General features: G+C 69.7%; 16 protein-coding genes. 15 read left to right on the top strand and 1 reads right to left on the bottom strand.

Annotation, left to right across the window (positions count from 1 at the left end; translation table 11 throughout):
* Positions 1–28 precede the first annotated feature (28 nt).
* From U4Y91_RS16425 to U4Y91_RS16490, 14 genes are all read left to right on the top strand, one after another.
* Positions 29–958, top strand: coding sequence for a dihydrodipicolinate synthase family protein (locus tag U4Y91_RS16425; RefSeq protein ID WP_321805913.1), 930 nt, complete (start codon positions 29–31; stop codon positions 956–958).
* 24 nt (positions 959–982) lie between these two features.
* The gene (locus tag U4Y91_RS16430) at positions 983–1,912 is read left to right on the top strand and encodes a Gfo/Idh/MocA family oxidoreductase (RefSeq protein WP_321805914.1); all 930 of its coding nucleotides are present in this window, start codon (positions 983–985) and stop codon (positions 1,910–1,912) included.
* An 83-nt stretch (positions 1,913–1,995) separates the two neighbouring features.
* Entirely contained in the window at positions 1,996–3,009 is a 1,014-nt protein-coding gene (locus U4Y91_RS16435; protein ID WP_321805915.1) for an arabinose ABC transporter substrate-binding protein, read from the top strand.
* Positions 3,010–3,029: 20 nt separating this feature from the next.
* Positions 3,030–4,592, top strand: coding sequence for an L-arabinose ABC transporter ATP-binding protein AraG (gene araG, locus U4Y91_RS16440; protein WP_321805916.1), 1,563 nt, complete (start codon positions 3,030–3,032; stop codon positions 4,590–4,592).
* A gap of 30 nt (positions 4,593–4,622) precedes the next feature.
* Positions 4,623–5,642, top strand: coding sequence for an L-arabinose ABC transporter permease AraH (araH, locus tag U4Y91_RS16445; RefSeq protein ID WP_124666292.1), 1,020 nt, complete (start codon positions 4,623–4,625; stop codon positions 5,640–5,642).
* A 51-nt stretch (positions 5,643–5,693) separates the two neighbouring features.
* Entirely contained in the window at positions 5,694–6,599 is a 906-nt protein-coding gene (locus tag U4Y91_RS16450) for an SMP-30/gluconolactonase/LRE family protein (RefSeq protein WP_321805917.1), read from the top strand.
* Between the two features lie 181 nt (positions 6,600–6,780).
* Positions 6,781–7,281, top strand: a complete 501-nt coding sequence (locus tag U4Y91_RS16455; protein ID WP_321805918.1) for a MarR family winged helix-turn-helix transcriptional regulator — start codon at positions 6,781–6,783, stop codon at positions 7,279–7,281.
* 230 nt (positions 7,282–7,511) lie between these two features.
* Positions 7,512–8,342 (top strand): p-hydroxycinnamoyl CoA hydratase/lyase, encoded by an 831-nt coding sequence (locus U4Y91_RS16460; RefSeq protein ID WP_321805919.1) that lies wholly within the window; start codon positions 7,512–7,514, stop codon positions 8,340–8,342.
* A 59-nt stretch (positions 8,343–8,401) separates the two neighbouring features.
* Positions 8,402–9,850, top strand: a complete 1,449-nt coding sequence (locus U4Y91_RS16465; RefSeq protein ID WP_321805920.1) for an aldehyde dehydrogenase — start codon at positions 8,402–8,404, stop codon at positions 9,848–9,850.
* A complete protein-coding gene (locus U4Y91_RS16470; RefSeq protein WP_415750466.1) occupies positions 9,847–11,760 on the top strand; it encodes a feruloyl-CoA synthase in 1,914 nt (637 codons plus the stop codon). The genes U4Y91_RS16465 and U4Y91_RS16470 overlap by 4 nt, the downstream gene beginning before the upstream one ends.
* A 215-nt stretch (positions 11,761–11,975) precedes the next feature.
* Positions 11,976–13,181: a 3-(3-hydroxy-phenyl)propionate transporter MhpT gene (gene mhpT, locus U4Y91_RS16475; RefSeq protein WP_044847372.1), complete on the top strand. Its 1,206-nt coding sequence runs from the start codon at positions 11,976–11,978 to the stop codon at positions 13,179–13,181.
* Between the two features lie 66 nt (positions 13,182–13,247).
* A complete protein-coding gene (locus tag U4Y91_RS16480; protein WP_321805922.1) occupies positions 13,248–14,396 on the top strand; it encodes a porin in 1,149 nt (382 codons plus the stop codon).
* Between the two features lie 28 nt (positions 14,397–14,424).
* Entirely contained in the window at positions 14,425–16,149 is a 1,725-nt protein-coding gene (locus U4Y91_RS16485) for a tannase/feruloyl esterase family alpha/beta hydrolase (RefSeq protein ID WP_321805923.1), read from the top strand.
* A 231-nt stretch (positions 16,150–16,380) separates the two neighbouring features.
* Positions 16,381–16,998, top strand: coding sequence for a 3'-5' exonuclease (locus U4Y91_RS16490; RefSeq protein ID WP_321805924.1), 618 nt, complete (start codon positions 16,381–16,383; stop codon positions 16,996–16,998).
* A 10-nt stretch (positions 16,999–17,008) separates the two neighbouring features.
* On the opposite strand, the gene U4Y91_RS16495 is transcribed toward U4Y91_RS16490, so the two are convergent.
* The gene (locus U4Y91_RS16495; protein ID WP_321805925.1) at positions 17,009–17,485 is read right to left on the bottom strand and encodes an Lrp/AsnC family transcriptional regulator; all 477 of its coding nucleotides are present in this window, start codon (positions 17,483–17,485) and stop codon (positions 17,009–17,011) included.
* A 180-nt stretch (positions 17,486–17,665) separates the two neighbouring features.
* Here U4Y91_RS16495 and U4Y91_RS16500 point away from each other — a divergent pair, with 180 nt between their 5' ends.
* A complete protein-coding gene (locus U4Y91_RS16500) occupies positions 17,666–18,925 on the top strand; it encodes a diaminopropionate ammonia-lyase (RefSeq protein WP_321805926.1) in 1,260 nt (419 codons plus the stop codon).
* The last annotated feature ends 21 nt before the right edge of the window (positions 18,926–18,946 follow it).

Raw genomic sequence — 18,946 nt, forward strand, 5'->3', positions numbered from 1 at the left:
GCCGCTTCGACTGACGCAGGACCGAACCATGACATCGAGCAGCACGCCGCGCTATCGCGGCATCTTCCCCGTCGTCCCGACGACGTTTTCCGAGACCGGCGAGCTCGACCTCGCGAGCCAGAAGCGCGCAGTCGACTTCATGATCGACGCGGGCTCGGACGGGCTGTGCATCCTCGCGAACTTCTCCGAGCAGTTCGCGATCACCGACGACGAACGCGACGTGCTCACGCGCACGATCCTCGAACACGTCGCCGGCCGCGTGCCGGTGATCGTCACGACGTCGCACTACAGCACGCAGGTGTGCGCGGCGCGCAGCCTGCGCGCGCAGCAGCTCGGCGCGGCGATGGTGATGGCGATGCCGCCGTATCACGGCGCGACGTTCCGCGTGCCCGAAGCGCAGATCTTCGACTTCTTCGCACGCGTGTCGGACGCGATCGACATCCCGATCATGATCCAGGATGCGCCCGCGAGCGGCACCGCGCTGTCCGCGCCGTTCCTCGCGCGCATGGCGCGCGAGATCGAGCAGGTCGCGTACTTCAAGATCGAGACGCCGGGGGCGGCGAACAAGCTGCGCGAGCTGATCCGGCTCGGCGGCGACGCGATCGAAGGGCCGTGGGACGGCGAGGAGGCGATCACGCTGCTCGCCGACCTGCATGCCGGCGCGACCGGTGCGATGACGGGCGGCGGCTTTCCGGACGGCATCCGGCCGATCCTCGAGGCATTCCGCGAAAGGCGGCAGGACGAGGCGTTCGCGCGCTATCAGACGTGGCTGCCGCTGATCAATCACGAGAACCGCCAGTCCGGGATCCTCACTGCGAAGGCGCTGATGCGCGCCGGCGGCGTGATCGCGTGCGAACGGCCGCGGCACCCGATGCCGGAACTGCACCCGGACACGCGCGCGGAGCTGCTCGCGATCGCGCACCGGCTCGATCCGCTCGTGCTGCGCTGGGCGCACTGAGCAAGTGGCGAAGGAGAAACGCAGATGAGCGACGTGATTTCACTGGGCGTGATCGGGATCGGCAAGATCGCGCGCGACCAGCATTTGCCGGCGATCGCCGCCGAACCGGGTTTCGTGCTGACCGCGTGCGCGAGCCGTCATGCGGAAGTCGACGGCGTGCGCAACTACCAGGACCTGGGCGCGCTGCTGGCCGCCGAGCCCGAGCTCGACGCCGTGTCGCTGTGCGCGCCGCCGCAGGTGCGCTACGCGCAGGCACGCGCCGCGCTCGAAGCCGGCAAGCACGTGATGCTCGAGAAGCCGCCGGGCGCGACGCTCGGCGAAGTGGCCGCGCTGGACGCGCTCGCGCGCGAACGCGGCCTCACGCTGTTCGCGACCTGGCATTCGCGCTGCGCGAGCGCGGTGGAACCGGCGCGCGCGTGGCTCGCGACGCGCACGATCCGCGCGGTGCAGGTGCGCTGGAAGGAGGACGTGCGGCGCTGGCATCCGGGCCAGCAGTGGATCTGGGAGCCCGGCGGCCTCGGTGTGTTCGATCCGGGCATCAACGCGCTGTCGATCGTCACGCGGATCCTGCCGCGCGAACTCGTGCTGCGCGAGGCGACGCTCTACGTGCCGAGCGACGCGCAGATGCCGATCGCGGCCGAACTCGAGTGCGCCGATACGCACGGCGTGCCCGTGCGCGCGGAATTCGACTGGCGGCACGGCCCCGTCGAGCAATGGGAGATCGCGGTCGACACGTCGGACGGCGTGCTCGCGATCAGCCGCGGCGGCGCGCAATTGTCGATTGCGGGCGAGCCGATCGAGATCGGGCCGCAGCGCGAGTACCCGGCGCTGTATGCGCAGTTCCGCGCGCTGATCGCGCGCGGCGAAAGCGACGTCGACGTGCGGCCGTTGCGGCTCGTCGCCGATGCGTTCCTGTTCGGGCGGCGCGTCGGGACCGACGCGTTCGGCCGCTGACACCGTGCCGGCGCGCGCCGCCGCGAGCGCGGCCGCGCACGACGAAAGTTGAAGACCCAAGCCAACAGACAAGGAGACACCGTATGAACCGCACGACCCACACGATCCGCCGCCACACGCTGCGCGCGCTGCTGGCCGCGCTTTGCCTCGCGCCGCTCGGGATGCAGGGCGCCGCGCACGCCGACGCGCCGCTGAAGATCGGCTTCCTGGTGAAGATGCCTGAGCAGGCATGGTTCATCAACGAGCAGAACGCGGCGTCCGCGCTCGGCCAGAAGGAGAACTTCTCGGTCGTGAAGATCGGCACGCCGGACGGCGAGAAGGTGCTCGCCGCGATCGACAACCTCGGCTCGCAAGGCGCGCAGGGCTTCGTGATCTGCGCACCCGACGTGCGCCTCGGGCCGGCGATCGCGTCGCGCGCGAAGCGCTACAACATGAAGTTCGTGACGGTCGACGACCAGCTCGTCGACTCGACCGGCAAGCCGCTGCAGAACGTGCCGCACCTCGGGATGTCGGCGACCAAGATCGGCAACCAGGTCGGCCAGGCGATCGCCGACGAGATGAAGCGGCGCGGCTGGAAGCCGGAGGAAGTCGGCGCGCTGCGCGTCACCAACAACGAGCTGCCGACCGCGAAGCTGCGCACCGACGGCGCGACGCAGGCGCTGCTCGCGAACGGCTTCCGCAAGGAAAACATCTTCGACGCGCCGCAGAAGACGACCGACGACGAAGGCGGCTTCAGCGCGGCAGCGCCCGTGCTCGCGCGCCATCCGAACATCAAGAAGTGGGTGGTCTACGCGCTGAACGAGGAAACCGTGCTCGGCGCGGTACGCGCGACCGAACAGCTGCACATCCCGGCGGCCGACGTGATCGGCGTCGGCATCAACGGCGCGGGCGAGGCGTTCGCCGAATTCCAGAAGAAGGAGCCGACCGGCTTCTACGGGACGATCGCGGTCAGCTCGACGAACCACGGCAAGGACAGCACGCAGAACCTCGTCGACTGGATCCGCAACGGCAAGACGCCGGCGGCCGACACGCAGACGAGCGGCAAGCTGATGACGCGCGCGAACTGGCAGGCCGTGCGCGCCGAACTCGGCATCTGAGCGTGCGGGGCGACGACGCGATGACGATGCAGACGATGACGCCGGTGTCCGGCAACGACGGCACGGCCACCCCCGGCGCGGCTGCGCCGCCGCCGGGCGGCGCGCTGCTCGCGCTCGACGGCATCACGGTGACGTTCCCGGGCGTGCGCGCGCTCGACGGCGTGTCGCTGTCGGTGCGCGCGGGCGAGGTGCACGGGCTGATGGGCGAGAACGGCGCGGGCAAGTCGACGCTGCTGAAGGTGCTGTCCGGCGTGAACCAGCCGCAGGCTGGCACGCTGACGCTGAACGGCACGGTGCAGCGCTTCGCGTCGACGCGCGCCGCGCTCGAGGCCGGCATCGCGATCATCTACCAGGAGCTGCATCTGGTGCCGGAGCTGACGGTCGCCGAGAACCTGATGCTCGGCCAGTTGCCGAGCCGGCTCGGCGTGGTCGACGAGCGCGCGCTTGCCGTGCGCGCGCTCGATGCGCTGGAGCGGCTCGGCGAGCACATCGATCCGGACATCCCGGTGAAGTATTTGTCGATCGGCCAGCGCCAGATGATCGAGATCGGCAAGGCGCTGATGCGCGACGCGCGCGTGATCGCGTTCGACGAGCCGACGAGTTCGCTGTCCGCGCGCGAGACGACGCAGCTGTTCCGCATCATCCGTTCGCTGCGCGCCGAGGGCCGCGCGATCATCTACGTCACGCACCGCATGGAGGAAGTCGACGCGCTGTGCGATCGCGTGACGGTGTTCCGCGACGGCCGCCGGATCGAGACGTTCGAATCGGTCGCCGAGCTCGACCGCGACCGGCTGATCGGCTGCATGGTCGGCCGCTCGATCGAGGACGTGTACGGCTACCGGTCGCGCATGGCCGGCGACGTGCTGATCGAGGCGAAGGGGCTCGTCGGGCCCGGCCTGTCCGAGCCGGTGTCGTTCGCCGCGCGGCGCGGCGAGATCGTCGGCTTCTTCGGGCTCGTCGGCGCGGGCCGCTCGGAGCTGATGAAGCTGCTGTACGGCGCGGCGCGGCCGACGGGCGGGCATGTCGAGCTGGGTGGCAAGCGCGTGGCGTTCGCGAGCCCGCGGCACGCGGTGCGCGCCGGCATCGCGCTGTGCCCCGAGGACCGCAAGCAGGAAGGCATCGTCGCGATCGCGTCGGTGGCCGACAACCTGAACATCAGCGCGCGTCGTCATTTCAGCCCGGCGCGCGTGCTGCTCGACGCGCGGCGCGAACGCGAGCTGGCGCAGAAATACATCGAGCGGCTCGCGATCAAGACCCGCGACGGCGAGACGCCGATCGGCGCGCTGTCGGGCGGCAACCAGCAGAAGGTCGTGCTCGCGCGCTGGCTGGCCGAGCGCATCGACGTGTTCCTGATGGACGAGCCGACGCGCGGCATCGACGTCGGCGCGCGCGCGGAAATCTACAACCTGTTCTACGAACTCGCGGAAGCGGGCCGCACGGTGATCATCGTGTCGAGCGATCTGGCCGAGGTGATCGGCGTGGCGGACCGCATCATCGTGATGAAGGAAGGACGGATCGCGGGCGAGGTCGCGAAGGCGCAGGCGACGCCCGACGCGCTGATCAAGCTCGCGCTGCCGCGCTAGCGGCCTGCAGTCAACCGGAAAGCAAACGTTATGAGCCAGGCAATGCAACCCCAACGCACTTCCCCGTCCCCCGATGCCGCAGCCGCGCCCGCGCGAGCGCGCGGCGGCGTGTGGCAACTGATCAACCGCTCCGGCATCGTGATGGTGTTTCTCGTGCTGTTCGCGACGCTGTCGCTGACCGTGCCGGACTTCCTCACGCCGCGCAACATCCAGGGCCTGCTGCTGTCGGTCACGCTGATCGGCTCGATCGCGGTGACGATGATGTTCGTGCTCGCGCTCGGCGAAGTCGACCTGTCGGTCGCGTCGATCGTCGCGTTCTCGGGCGTCGTCGCGTCGACGCTGATCACCGCGACGCACAGCGTCGTGCTCGGCATCGCCGCCGGCGTGCTCGCGGGCGGCGCGGTCGGGCTCGTGAACGGCGTGCTGATCGCGCGCTGGCGGATCAACTCGCTGATCGTCACGCTCGCGATGATGGAAGTCGTGCGCGGGCTCGCGTTCATCACGTCGAACGGCGACGCGGTGATGATCTCGGAGGAGCGCTTCTTCGATCTCGGCGGCGGCTCGTTCCTCGGCATCTCGTATCCGATCTGGAGCAACATCGTCGGCTTCGTCGTGTTCGGCTTCCTCTTGCGCCGGACCGTGTTCGGCAAGAACGTGCTGGCGGTCGGCGGCAACGGCGAGGCCGCGCTGCTCGCGGGGCTGCCGGTGATGCGCATCAAGATCGCGGTGTTCGTGCTGCAGGGCCTCGTGACGGGCTTCGCCGGCGTGATGCTCGCGTCGCGGATGAGCCTCGGCGACCCGAAGACGTCGGTCGGCCTCGAGCTCGGCGTGATCTCCGCGTGCGTGCTCGGCGGCGTGTCGCTGACGGGCGGCGTCGCGACGATTTCCGGCGTGCTGGTCGGCGTGCTGATCATGGGCTCCGTGCAGGACGCGATGAGCCTCTTGAACGTGCCGACCTTTTACCAATATCTGATACGCGGCGGAATTCTGTTGCTCGCGGTGCTGTTCGACCAGTATCGTCGCAACCAGCGGCGCGCGATGAAGATCTGACCCTGACGAACGCGCGGCCGCCTGCGAATGCGAAAGATATCGGGAGACGGCATGCAACAGACTCATCCGGGCGCGGCGGCGCTGCTGGTCGACAGCCGCAACACGCTCGGCGAAGGCGCGACGTGGTGCGACGCGACGCACGCGCTGTACTGGACGGACATCGAAGGCGCGCGGCTGTGGCGCTGCCGCGCGGACGGTTCCGACCTCGCGCAGTGGCCGATGCCCGAACGGCTCGCGTGCTTCGCGCTCACGCATGATCCCGACGTGCTGCTGGTCGGGCTTGCGACGCATCTCGCGTTCTTCGATCTGCGCAGCGGCGAATTCACGCGGATCGTCGACGTCGAACCCGACTTGCCGACGCGGCTGAACGACGGCCGCTGCGATCCGTTCGGCGCGTTCGTGTTCGGGATGAAGGACGAAGGCGGCGACCCGCCGCGCGCGGTCGGCGGCTTCTACCGGCTCAATCCGGACCTCACGCTCGAACGGCTTGCATTGCCGGCGGCCGCGATCGCGAACAGCATCGCGTTCTCGCCGGACGGCGCGAAGCTGCATTTCTGCGATTCGATGGTGCGCGAGATTCTCGTCTGCGATTACCGCGCGGGCGGCGACGTGGCCAACGTGCGGCCGTTCGCGCGGCTCACCGATGCCGACGGCGACCCGGACGGCTCGACGATGGATCGCGACGGCGGCTTGTGGAACGCACAGTGGGGCGGCCGGCGCGTGGTGCGTTATGGGCCGGACGGTGTCGAGACGGATCGCGTGGCCGTGCCGACCGCGCAGCCGAGCTGCGTCGCAATCGACGGTGAAGGCCGGTTGTACGTGACGAGCGCGCGTGTCGGATTGAGCGACGACGCGCTGGCGAGCGATGCCGATGCCGATGCCGGCGGCGTGTTCGTTGCGCAAACGCGCCATGCGGGGCTGCCGACCGCGCGATTCGCAGGCGCGCCGCGCAACTGATCGCGGATTCGCGCACTGCAAGGATCCCGTTCATGGGATGCCGCTGACGCGGCGGCGTCGCGTTCAGGCCCGCGGTTTGCCGCGCTTGCGTGCGTGCGCCGTGCCGTTCCGGCTTCGCGGAACACCCGCTCGGCCACCGACCTGCTGGTAAGATGGCCCGCAATTCCATCCTGCCCGCACCATGAGTTCCGCACCGACCAAGCCCGCGAATCCGAAGAACGCCGCGAAGCACGCCCGCGCGACGGGCGACAAGCCGAAGGCGCGCGTGCAACAGCGCCTGACCTATGTGATCGGCGGCCTCGACCGGCTGCTGCGCCGTCACATGACCGACGCGCTCGCGCCGCTCGGCATCACGCTCGCGCAATACACGGCGCTGTCGGTGCTCGAGGCGCGCGGCGCCTCGTCGAACGCGCAGCTGGCCGAGCGCTCGTGGATCACGCCGCAATCGGCGAACGAGGTGATGAGCGTGATGGCCGCGCGCGGTTTCGTCACGCGCGAGGCCGACCCGTCGCATGGCCGCATCATCCTGCTGACGCTGACCGATGCAGGCGCGGCGATGCTGCGTGAATGCGAAGCCGTGCTGCGCCCGCTCGAGGCGCGCATGCTCGGCGACATCTCCGCCGACGACGCCGCGCACGTGCAGTGCGCGCTCGAACTGTTCTCGCGCAACCTGCGCGGCTGATCCCTTTCCGAACCTGACGGCGCGGGCCCGTGCGGCCCGCGTTTGCCGCGCACGCGCCGTCGCCGGTCGCCCGACCGTACCCCGATTCCGTCGTCACCGCTGCTTTCCGCTCCGGGTTTACACCGCCACTCATGCCGCTTGCAATATCAGGTAGCCTGATATTAAATGAAGCCGTCCGCAGCAGGAATGCTGCGCACCGAATCGCACAGGAACGAACGACAGGAACAGACATGAGCAAGTACGACAACCGCTGGCAGACCGTGAAAGTGAACGTGGAGGCCGGCATCGCGTGGGTCACGCTGAACCGCCCCGAGAAGCGCAATGCGATGAGCCCGACGCTGAACCGGGAGATGCTGGAGGTCCTCGACGCGGTCGAGTTCGACGACGAGGCGAAGGTGCTGGTGCTGACCGGGGCGGGCGCCGCGTGGACGGCCGGCATGGATCTGAAGGAATATTTCCGCGAGATCGATGGCGGCTCCGACGCGCTGCAGGAAAAGGTGCGCCGCGACGCGTCGGAATGGCAGTGGCGCCGCCTGCGGATGTACAACAAGCCGACGATCGCGATGGTGAACGGCTGGTGCTTCGGCGGCGGGTTCTCGCCGCTCGTCGCGTGCGACCTCGCGATCGCGGCGGACGAAGCGGTGTTCGGGCTGTCGGAGATCAACTGGGGCATCCCGCCGGGCAACCTCGTCAGCAAGGCGATGGCCGACACGGTCGGGCATCGCCGCGCGCTGCACTACATCATGACCGGCGACACGTTCACCGGCGTGGAAGCGGCCGAAATGGGCCTCGTGAACAGCAGCGTGCCGCTGGCCGGCCTGCGCGACGCGACGATCGCGCTCGCCGCGCGGCTGATGGACAAGAACCCGGTCGTGCTGCGGGCCGCGAAGCACGGCTTCAAGCGCTCGCGCGAACTCACGTGGGAGCAGTGCGAGGATTATCTGTATGCGAAGCTCGACCAGGCGCAGCTGCGCGATCCGGAGCGCGGCCGCGAGCAGGGGCTGAAGCAGTTCCTCGACGACAAGGCGATCAAGCCGGGCCTGCAGGCATACAAGCGCTGATACAGGCGCCGAAGCAACCGCCAACGCAGCCGCAAGAGACAGGCAAGGCAGGAGACGACATGACCGACAGACGGATGCTGATCGCGGGCGAGTGGTGCACCGCCCGCGACGGCCGAACTTTCGACCGATTCAACCCCGCGACGGGCGCGCTTGCGTCGCGCGCGCCGGCGGCCGGCCCGGCCGATGCCGACGCGGCGATCGACGCCGCGCATCGCGCATTCCCCGCGTGGGCGGCGCTCGCGCCGACCGAACGGCGCCGCCGGCTGCTGAAGGCGGCCGACCTGATGGACGCGCGCATCGACGAGATCATCGCGACCGGCGTCGCCGAAACCGGCGCGACACCCGGCTGGCTCGGCTTCAACGTGACGCTCGCGGCGAACATGCTGCGCGAGGCCGCGTCGATGACGACGCAGATCGACGGCGACGTGATCCCGTCCGACGTGCCCGGCAATCTGGCGCTCGCGATGCGCGTGCCGTGCGGCGTGGTGCTCGGCATCGCGCCGTGGAACGCGCCGGTGATCCTCGGCACGCGCGCGCTGGCGATGCCGCTCGCGTGCGGCAACACCGTCGTGCTGAAGGCGTCCGAGGCGTGCCCGGGCGCGCACGCGCTGATCGGCGCGGTGCTGGACGAAGCGGGGCTCGGTGCGGGCGTGGTCAACGTGATCACGCACGCGGCGGCCGATGCACCCGAACTCGTCGAGCGGATGATCGCGCATCCGCACGTGAAGCGGATCAACTTCACCGGGTCCACGCACGTCGGGCGCATCATCGCGCGCCATGCGGCCGCGCACCTGAAGCCCGTGCTGCTGGAACTCGGCGGCAAGGCGCCGGTGCTCGTGCTCGACGATGCCGATCTCGATGCGGCCGTCGACGCGATCGCATTCGGCGCATTCTTCAACCAGGGGCAGATCTGCATGTCGACCGAGCGCGTGATCGCCGCGCGACCGATTGCCGATGCGCTCGTCGAACGGCTGACCGCGAAGGCACGCACGCTGGCCGCCGGCGATCCGCTGGCGGGGCTCCCGCTCGGCACGATGGTCGATGCGGCGGCTGCCGCGCGTGCCGCGTCGCTCGTCGAGGATGCGCGGGCGCACGGCGCGCGCCTGCCGCTCGGCTGCAGCGTGGAAGGCGCGACGATGCAGCCCGCGATCGTCGACGGCGTCACGCGCGACATGCGGCTTTATCGCGAGGAATCGTTCGCGCCGGTCGTCGCGATCCTGCGCGCGGACAGCGACGACGAAGCGGTCGCGCTCGCGAACGACAGCGAGTTCGGGTTGTCGGCGAGCGTGTTCAGCCGCGACATCGCACGGGCGATGACGGTCGCGCGCCGGATCGAATCGGGGATCTGCCACATCAACGGGCCGACCGTGCACGACGAGGCACAGATGCCGTTCGGCGGCACGAAGGCGAGCGGCTACGGCCGCTTCGGCAGCCGCGCGTCGATCGCCGAATTCACCGAGCTGCGCTGGATCACCGTGCAGACCACGCCGCGTCACTACCCAATATGAGCGAGCCGACGATGAATGTTGCGACGCCCGCCAGCGGGCAGGTAAATGAAACGGGCGGTGTGCGTTATCGCGCGGCGGCCGTCGCGGTCGGCGCGGCCGAGATTCGTCGCGCGGAAAACGGCGCGTGGTACCTGCGCTCGCGCGAACCGCTCGGCGATTACCCGACGCGCCTGACCGACTGCCTCGTGCGCGGCGCGCACGCGCATCCCGACCGCGTGCTGGCCGCGCGGCGCGGCGCCGACGGCCGCTGGATCGTGCTCACCTACGCGCAGATGCTCGAACGCGCCCGCGCGCTCGGCCAGGGGCTCGTCAATCTCGGGCTGTCGGTCGAGCGACCGCTCGCGGTGCTGTCCGGCAACGATCTCGAGCATCTGCAGCTGATGTTCGCGGCGATGCTCGCCGGCGTGCCGTACTCGCCGATCTCGCCCGCGTATTCGCTGGTGTCGACCGACTACGGCAAGCTGCGTCACACGCTCGGCGTGCTGCGGCCGGGCGCGGTGTTCGTCGCGGAACGCGCGCCGTTCGCGCGTGCGCTCGACGCGACGTTGCCGGCCGATGCGGCGCTGATCGTCGCGCAGGATGCCGATGCGGATGCCGACGGCGACGCGGCGGGCCGCGTGGTGCCGCTGTCGCGCCTGCTCGCGACCGTCCCGCGCACGATCGATGCAATCCATGCGGCGCTCGGCCCCGACCATCTCGCGAAGATCCTGTTCACGTCGGGTTCGACGAAGCAGCCGAAGGCCGTACCGACCACGCACCGGATGCTGTGCAGCAACCAGCAGATGCTGCGCCAGACGATGCCCGAGCTGACGCGCGAGCCGCCGGTGCTGGTCGACTGGCTGCCGTGGAATCACACGTTCGGCGGCAGCCACAACCTCGGCATCGCGCTGTACAACGGCGGTTCGCTGTACATCGACGACGGCCGCCCGGTGCCGGGCCGCTTCGACGAAACCGTGCGCAACCTGCGCGAGATCGCGCCGACGATCTACTTCAACGTGCCGAAAGGCTGGGAAGAACTGACCGCCGCGCTCGAACGCGATGCGGCGTTGCGCGACACGTTCTTCTCGCGCGTGAAGCTGTATTTCTTCGGCGGCGCGGGGCTGTCGCAGGCCGCGTGGGACCGGCTCGACCGCGTGACCGAAGCGCATTGCGGCGAGCGCATCCGGATCATGGCCGGCCTCGGGATGACGGAGGCGTCGCCGTCGTGCCTGTTCACGACGGGGCCGCTGATGCGCGCCGGCTATATCGGCCTGCCCGCGCCCGGCTGCGACGCGAAGCTCGTGCCGTGCGGCGACAAGCTCGAACTGCGTTTCAAGGGGCCGAACGTGATGCGCGGCTACTGGCACGCGGACGTCGATCCGCGCGACGTGTTCGACGACGAAGGCTATTACCGCAGCGGCGACGCGGGGGTCTTCGCCGATCTGCAGCGGCCGGAGCTCGGGCTGCTGTTCGACGGCCGGCTGACCGAGGATTTCAAGCTGAGCAGCGGCACCTTCGTCAGCGTCGGGCCGTTGCGCGCGAACGCGGTGTCGAGCGGCACGCCGTACGTGCAGGACGTGGTCGTCACTGGGATCAATCGCGACGACATCGGCTTGCTGGTGTTTCCGCGCGTCGATGCGTGCCGCGCGCTGGCGGGGCTCGCGGCCGATGCACCGGTGTCCGACGTGCTGCGCGCGCCGGCCGTGCGCGCGGCGTTCGCGGCATGGCTTGCCGTGCTGAACCGGCATGCGAGCGGCGGTTCGACGTTCGTCGCGCGCATCCGGCTGATCGACACGCCGCCGTCGCTCGATCTCGGCGAAGTGACCGACAAGGGTTCGCTGAACCAGGCGGCCGTGCAGAAGCATCGCGCGGCGACGATCGACGCGCTGTACGACCCGGCGCGGCACGATCCCGACGTGATTTACGCGTAAGCAGAAGCAAACCGAAGCAAACCGAAGCAAGCAGGCACGACGACCGGCCGGCCACGATACCGGCAGGCATTCTTGCGGCCAGCGAATCAGGCTGCCTGATAAAAGCAGCCGTTCGGACGACACCGCGCGCGCCGCTCCGCCACTGGCCGGCGGCGGCGCGCGGCGGCCGTTGCAGGGCCGACGGACTACAAGACATGGGACTGGAGACAGACAGGATGAACACTTACGTTGCCGAAAAACCCACGGTCGCGACCACGCTCGCGCTGTGTTTCGCGATCGCCCTTCTCGAAGGGCTCGACCTGCAGTCGGTCGGCGTCGCCGCGCCGCGCATGGCGCGCGAATTCGGGTTGAGCGTGTCGCAGATGGGCATCGCGTTCAGCGCGGGCACCTTCGGGCTGCTGCCGGGCGCGATGCTCGGCGGGCGGCTGGCCGACCGGATCGGCCGCAAGCGCGTGCTGATCGCGTCGGCCGTGCTGTTCGGGCTGCTGTCGATCGCCACCGCGCAGGTCTCGACCTTCGCGATGCTCGTCGTCGTGCGCGTGCTGACCGGCATCGGCCTCGGCGGCGCGATGCCGAACCTGATCGCGCTGTCATCCGAAGCGGTCGAGCCGCGCTCGCGCAGCAGCGCAGTGGCGACGATGTACTGCGGCATCCCGTTCGGCGGCGTGATCGCGTCGCTGATCGGCGTACTGCTCGCCGGCGACACCGAATGGCGGCACATCTTCTACGTCGGCGGCGTGGGGCCGCTGCTGCTCGTGCCGCTGCTGGTGTGGTTCCTGCCGGAATCGCGCGCGTATCTCGACGTCGCCGGCACGCCGGCCGCGCGCACGAGCGTCGCGCGCACGCTGTTCGGCGACGGCCGCACGACGTCGACGGTCGCGCTGTGGATCAGCTACTTCTGCACGCTGATCGTCCTCTACTTCCTGCTGAACTGGCTGCCGTCGCTGATGGCCTCGCGCGGGCTCGATCGCGCGCACGTCGGCCTCGTGCAGATCGCGTTCAACGTCGGCGCGGGGCTCGGCGCGCTCGGCATCGGCGCGGCGCTCGACCGGATGCGCGCGTCGCGCGTGGTCGGCGGCATGTATGTCGGGATCGTGCTGTCGCTCGCCGCGCTCGCGGCCGCACCCGGCTTCGCGTCGCTCGCGGCGGCCGCGTTCGCGGCCGGGATGTTCGTGGTCGGCGGGCAGTCGGTGCTGTATGCGCTCGCGGCGATCTATTACCCGACCGCGATGCGCGGCACGGGCGTCGGCGCGGCGGTGGCCGTCGGCCGGCTCGGTTCCGTCGTCGGGCCGCTCGCGGCCGCGACGCTGCTGGCCGCCGGCCGCAGCGCGCCCGTCGTGATCGGCGCGAGCATCCCCGTCACGCTCGTCGCGGCCTTCGCCGCATTCGTGCTGATTCGCCGCCCGCAAGCCGGCGACTGAGCTTTCGTTTTTTTCGATGCGCGCCGTCAGAGCGCGCGATTCAACACGGTCTGGAGACGCAACGACATGAAGACGAAGACAAGGAACGGCCTGCTGGCCGCCGGCGCGTGCTGCGCGCTCGCCGCGCCGGGCGCGCACGCGCAGTCGAGCGTGACGCTGTACGGGATCATCGATACGGGCGTCGAGTTCGTGTCGCACGCGAACGCGGCCGGCGACCATGTGGTGCGCATGCCGGGCGTGACGGGCGAGCTGCCGTCGCGCTGGGGCCTGCGCGGCACCGAGGATCTCGGCGGCGGCTACCAGGCGGTATTCACGCTCGAAAGCGGCTTCAACGTGCGCGGCGGCGATCTCGGCCAGGGCGGCCGGCTGTTCGGGCGGCAGGCGTTCGTCGGGCTGAAGAGCGGCTTCGGCACGCTGGCGTTCGGCCGCCAGTACACGATGACTTATCTCGCGCTGCAGGGCGCGGACATCATCGGCCCCGACATCTACGGGCTCGGCTCGTTCGACGCGTACGTGCCGAACGGCCGCGCCGACAACGCGGTGACCTACGTCGGCACCTATCGCGGCGTGACGCTCGGCGCCGCGTATTCGTTCGGCCGCGACGGCGCGGGCACCGGCAACTCGCCGGGGCAGGGCACGTGCGCGGGACAGGTGCCGGGCGATGCCGTCCAGTGCCGCAACTGGTCGGTGATGCTCAAGTACGACAGCGCGTATTTCGGTGCGGCGGCGTCGTACGAGGAGCAGCGCGGCGGCACCGGCGCGGCCGCGAACTTCTTCGACGGCGTCGCGCCCGTCGCCTTCACCAGCAGCGGCGGCAAGGACGCGCGCACGCACGTGAGCGCGTATGCGCAGGCGGCGGGCGCGCGGATCGGCGCGGGCTGGATCGGGCGGCGCGTGTCGACCGGTTCGCCGGCCGCGCCCGGTGCGCATTCGGACCTGTTCTTCGTCGGCGCGTCGTATGCGGTGAAGCCCGATTTCGTCGTCGACGGCGAAGGCTACCGGATCGTCAACAGCGCGCACGACACGCGCGCGACGATGGCCACGCTGCGCGCGACCTATCTGCTGAGCAAGCGCACGGCCGTCTACGCGCAATCGTCGTATCTGTGGAACAGCGCGCATGCACGCTACGCGGTCAGCGGCGGCGGGCCCGGCACGACACCCGGCGCAGGGATGGGGCAGCTCGGCGCGATGGTCGGCGTGCGGCACATGTTCTGATCCGGCAGCCTGACGAACGGGAGCTATCTTGAACAAGAAATCTGCATTCCTCTGTATTGCGCCGCTGTCCGCGGCGGCCATGCTCGCCGGCTGCGGCGGCGACGATTCGGTCAGCGCCACGCCGACGCACCTGAGCGCCGCGACGCCGGCCGCGATGGCGCAGACGTGCGACGCGCTCGCCGCGAAGCTCGCGTATGCGAACACGTCGTTCACGTCGGTGACGACCGCGGCCGCCGGCGCGCTGACGGTGGCCGGCAAGCCGATCGCCGAACATTGCGTGATCGAAGGGAAAATGAACGAGCGCGTGAGCGCGGTGGACGGCAACACCTACGCGATCGGCTTCGAGATGCGCTTGCCGAAAGCGTGGAACGGCCGCTTCTTCTACCAGGCGAACGGCGGGCTCGACGGCAACGTCGTGACCGCGACCGGCGGGGTCGGCGGCGGCGGCCCGCTGACCGACGCGCTGAACATGGGTTTCGCGGTGATCAGCTCGGATTCCGGGCACAGCGCCGCGCAGAACCCGCTGTTCGGCCTCGATCCGCAGGCGCGGCTCGATTACGGCTACGGCGCGGTCGACGCGCTCACGCCGATGGCGAAGCAAGTGATCCGGCTCGCATACGGGAAGACGCCCGACCGCAGCTATTTCGGCGGCTGCTCGAACGGCGGCCGTCACGCGATGGTCACGGCGGTGCGCAACGCGGGCGACTACGACGGGATCATCGCGGGCGATCCGGGCTTCCATCTGCCGAAGGCGGCGATCGGCGAGATGTACGGCGCGCAGCAGTTCGCGAAGATCGCGTCGGCGACCGGCTCGAACGGGCTGCCGGACATCCGCAGCGGCTTCACCGATGCGGAGCGCCAGTTCGTCGGCGCGAAGATTCTCGACAAGTGCGATGCGCTCGACGGCGTGGCCGACGGGATGGTGCAGGACGTCGCCGCGTGCCAGGCGCATTTCAGCGTCGAGACGGACATCCCGACCTGCGCGAACGGCACGCGCACCGGCGCGTGCCTCACGACCGCGCAGAAGAGCGCGCTCGAGAACGTGTTCGCGGGCGCGCGCAACAGCGCGGGCACGGCGCTCTATGCGAGCTTTCCGTACGATCCCGGCATGGCCAGCGGCGGCTGGGCCGCGTGGAAGCAGTCGAATTCGGTCACGCTCGACCCGGCCGCGATGGCGTTCACGTTCATGACGCCGCCGAAAACCGCCGCGACGCTCGCGAACCTCAACGGCTTCGCGCTCGGCTTCGACATGGACAACGACGCGCCGGCGATCTTCGCGACGAACGGCGTGTACACGCAATCCGCGTGGTCGTTCATGACGCCGCCCGACGAGACCAACCTGTCCGCGCTGAAGTCGCGCGGCGCGAAGCTGCTCGTCTATCACGGCACCGGCGACCCGGTGTTCTCGTTCAACGACACGAGCGACTGGTACGGGCGGCTCGCGCAGGCGAACGGCGGCGACGCGTCGGGTTTCGCACGCCTCTATCCGGTGCCGGGCATGAACCACTGCTCGGGCGGGCCGGCGGCCGATCAGTTCGACATGCTGACGCCGCTCGTCGCGTGGGTCGAGCAGGGGCAAGCGCCCGCGGCGATCGTTGCCGCCGCGCGCGACACGTCGAACGCAGTGCCGAACGCGGACGTGCCGACGTCGTGGGGCGCGGGACGCACGCGGCCGCTGTGTCCGTATCCGCAGGTCGCGCGCTACAACGGCTCGGGCGACGTGAATTCGGCGGCGAGCTTCAGTTGTCGATGACGTAGAGAAGGGGAATGTACCGACGCGCGGAAGCTTCGGTACATTCGCCGCTGTTCGGCAGCGGATGGCGCGAGCGTGCCGGTCCGTCCGGATGGAAACGGCGGTGCGCCGCGCATGACGATCGAGTTTGCCGCCCGACGCGGCATCCGGGGATACACTGTGGCGCTTTCGCGTCGGCGAAACACGTCCCGGCCGACGTGCGCCGCCAGGTATCCTTCCTCCGATTCGACCATGCAAACCGTAGCGGTACTCGACTTCGAAACAACCGGGCTTTCTCCGAACATGGGCGACAGGGCGACCGAGATCGCCGTGATCCTGCTCCGCGACGGCGAGATCGTCGACCGTTACCAGAGCCTGATGAACGCGGGCCGTCGCATTCCGTCCGACGTCGTCGCGCTCACCGGCATCACGAACGACATGATCGCGTCGGCGCCGCCGGTGTCGAAGGTCATGAAGGAAGCCGCCGCGTTCGTCGGCAGCCATCCCGTCGTCGCGCACAACGCCGGCTTCGACAAGCGGTTCTGGCAGGCCGAACTCGGGATGCTCGGGATGGCGGCCGAGCATCCGTTCGCATGCACGATGCTCGTCGCGCGGCGCCTCTATCCGCACGCGCAAAGTCACCGGCTGTCGAGCCTGGCCGACATGCTGCGCTTGCCGCAGACGGGCCGTGCCCACCGCGCGATGGTCGACGCGGAGATCGCGAGCCATCTGTGGTGCCGGATGCAGCGCGACATCGGCGAGACTTACGGGTTGCGGCAGGTCGATCACGGGCTGATGTCGCGATTGCAGACGACGAGCAAGGCGAAGGTCGCGACGTTTTTCGGTTCATTGGCTGCCGACAGGCGCTGACGTTCGAGCGTCACTCGCAGGGATCCACCGGCACCTCGAGCCCGACCTTCACGCGGCTCATGCTCACGAGCGTCTTGAAGCGCTTCACGTTGTTGTTCGCGAAGAACAGCTCGCGCGTGAGTGCGTTGTACTGATCCATGTTGCGCACGGCCAGGATCAGCACGAAATCCCATTCCCCGGTCACGTAGTAGCACTGCTGGATCTGCGGGCAGCGCTCGAAGGTCCGCTTCATCGCGTCGAGCTGGTCGATCTGCTCGCGCTCGACCTCGACGTTCACGACGATCGTCAGCGGATGATCGACCTTCTCCGGCGCGACGACCGCCGTGTAGCGCTCGATCACGCCGTCTTCCGCGAGCCGCCGCAGGCGACGGTTCACGGCGGCGGTCGACAGGTTCACGCGGGCGCCGAGTTCGTTCTGCGGCGTGTGCGCGTCGCGCTGGACTTCCATCAGCAGCTTGCGATCGAACGCATCGAGTGGGGTGGGCATGATGGTGCGGCAGCCTCGAAAGAATGAGAAATTTTTGCGTCCGGAGCGCCGATTTGGCGATTTTATTGACCGGGACGCGCAATATTATTTTTCGAACCGACGGCGCACGCAACCCCTATGCGCCCGCACCGCATCCACCGACGGGCCGCCCGCGCGGCCCCTTTCCGGAGCCTTTCCGCCATGCTGATCGCCAACCCGCGCGCGACGCGCACCGACTATCCCGACACGCTGCAGCGCGTGATAAACATCGCCGCAGCCGACGAGAGCGGCGCGTGGCTCGCGCACTGGCCGCTCGTCGGTGCGGCCCGCACGCCGTTGCGCGCGCTGCCCGATTTGGCCGCGCGGCTCGGCGTCGCGAGTGTCAGCGTGAAGGACGAGGCATGCCGCTCGCCGCTCGGCAGCTTCAAGGCGCTCGGCGCGCCGAGCGCGCTGATGCGGCTCGTGAAGCGGTTGCGGCGCGACGAGGCGCTCGATCCGCAGGGGCTCGTCACGGGTCGCTACGCGGCGTCGCTGGCCGACCTGACGGTGATCAGCGCAACCGACGGCAATCACGGCCGCGCGCTGGCCGCCGCCGCGCGCGCGATCGGCTGCCGCTGCGTGATCGTGCTGCACGCGCACGTCGACGCGGAGCGCGAGCATGCGATCGCCGCGCACGGCGCGCGGATCGTGCGGATCGCCGGCAACTACGACGAATCGGTCGTGCACGCCGCGCAGCTCGCGGACGCGAACGGTTGGCACGTGGTGTCGGATACGTCGTACGACGGCTACGAGGCGATTCCGCGCGACGTGATGCAGGGCTACGGCGTGATCGCGGCCGAGGCGCTCGCGCAGCAGACGGCAGGAGAGGGCGGCCTCGGCGGTGGCGACGGCCGGCCGTTCACGCACGTGTTCCTGCAGGGCGGCGTCGGCGGCCTTGCGGCCGGTGTCGCGAGCTATCTGTGGGAGCACGCCGGCGCACGGCGGCCGCATTTCATCGTCGTCGAGCCGCGCCAGGCCGATTGCCTGTACCAGAGCGCGCTCGCCGGGCGCGCGACGAAGGCGACCGGCAGCGTCGACTCGGTGATGGCGGGGCTCGCGTGCGGCGAGGCGTCGCCGCTCGCGTGGGACTTTCTCGAGCCGAGCATCGATCACTTCATGCTGATCGAAGACGACGACGCGGTGCAGGCGATGCGCGCGCTGGCCGCCGGCAGCGAACGCGACGTGCCGTTCGTGTCCGGCGAGTCGGGCGCGGCGGGCATCGCGGGGCTGACCGTGCTGATGCGCGACCCGGCGCTCGCACGCCAGGTCGGGCTCGATGCGAACGCGCGCGTGCTGGCGATCAACACGGAAGGCGCGACCGCGCCGTCCGTCTTCCGGCAGTGTGTCGGCGAGACGGCCGACGCGGTGCTGGCGCGCCAGCGCGACTGGCTGACGCGGACCCGCGCGGCCGCAGAAGCCTGAGCGACCCGAACGACATGACGA

It is taken from the genome of Burkholderia sp. BCC1993 (assembly GCF_905339865.1).
Lineage (GTDB): Bacteria > Pseudomonadota > Gammaproteobacteria > Burkholderiales > Burkholderiaceae > Burkholderia.

Bases quoted from the DNA above. Each gene is read 5' to 3' on its own strand.
- U4Y91_RS16455 (WP_321805918.1), top strand. From the start codon at position 6,781: ATGAGTTCCGCACCGACCAAGCCCGCGAATCCGAAGAACGCCGCGAAG.
- U4Y91_RS16465 (WP_321805920.1), top strand. From the start codon at position 8,402: ATGACCGACAGACGGATGCTGATCGCGGGCGAGTGGTGCACCGCCCGC.
- U4Y91_RS16425 (WP_321805913.1), top strand. From the start codon at position 29: ATGACATCGAGCAGCACGCCGCGCTATCGCGGCATCTTCCCCGTCGTC.
- U4Y91_RS16435 (WP_321805915.1), top strand. From the start codon at position 1,996: ATGAACCGCACGACCCACACGATCCGCCGCCACACGCTGCGCGCGCTG.
- araH (WP_124666292.1), top strand. From the start codon at position 4,623: ATGAGCCAGGCAATGCAACCCCAACGCACTTCCCCGTCCCCCGATGCC.
- U4Y91_RS16490 (WP_321805924.1), top strand. From the start codon at position 16,381: ATGCAAACCGTAGCGGTACTCGACTTCGAAACAACCGGGCTTTCTCCG.
- mhpT (WP_044847372.1), top strand. From the start codon at position 11,976: ATGAACACTTACGTTGCCGAAAAACCCACGGTCGCGACCACGCTCGCG.
- U4Y91_RS16495 (WP_321805925.1), bottom strand. From the start codon at position 17,485: ATGCCCACCCCACTCGATGCGTTCGATCGCAAGCTGCTGATGGAAGTC.
- U4Y91_RS16430 (WP_321805914.1), top strand. From the start codon at position 983: ATGAGCGACGTGATTTCACTGGGCGTGATCGGGATCGGCAAGATCGCG.
- U4Y91_RS16450 (WP_321805917.1), top strand. From the start codon at position 5,694: ATGCAACAGACTCATCCGGGCGCGGCGGCGCTGCTGGTCGACAGCCGC.
- U4Y91_RS16480 (WP_321805922.1), top strand. From the start codon at position 13,248: ATGAAGACGAAGACAAGGAACGGCCTGCTGGCCGCCGGCGCGTGCTGC.
- U4Y91_RS16460 (WP_321805919.1), top strand. From the start codon at position 7,512: ATGAGCAAGTACGACAACCGCTGGCAGACCGTGAAAGTGAACGTGGAG.
- U4Y91_RS16470 (WP_415750466.1), top strand. From the start codon at position 9,847: ATGAGCGAGCCGACGATGAATGTTGCGACGCCCGCCAGCGGGCAGGTA.
- araG (WP_321805916.1), top strand. From the start codon at position 3,030: ATGACGATGCAGACGATGACGCCGGTGTCCGGCAACGACGGCACGGCC.
- U4Y91_RS16500 (WP_321805926.1), top strand. From the start codon at position 17,666: ATGCTGATCGCCAACCCGCGCGCGACGCGCACCGACTATCCCGACACG.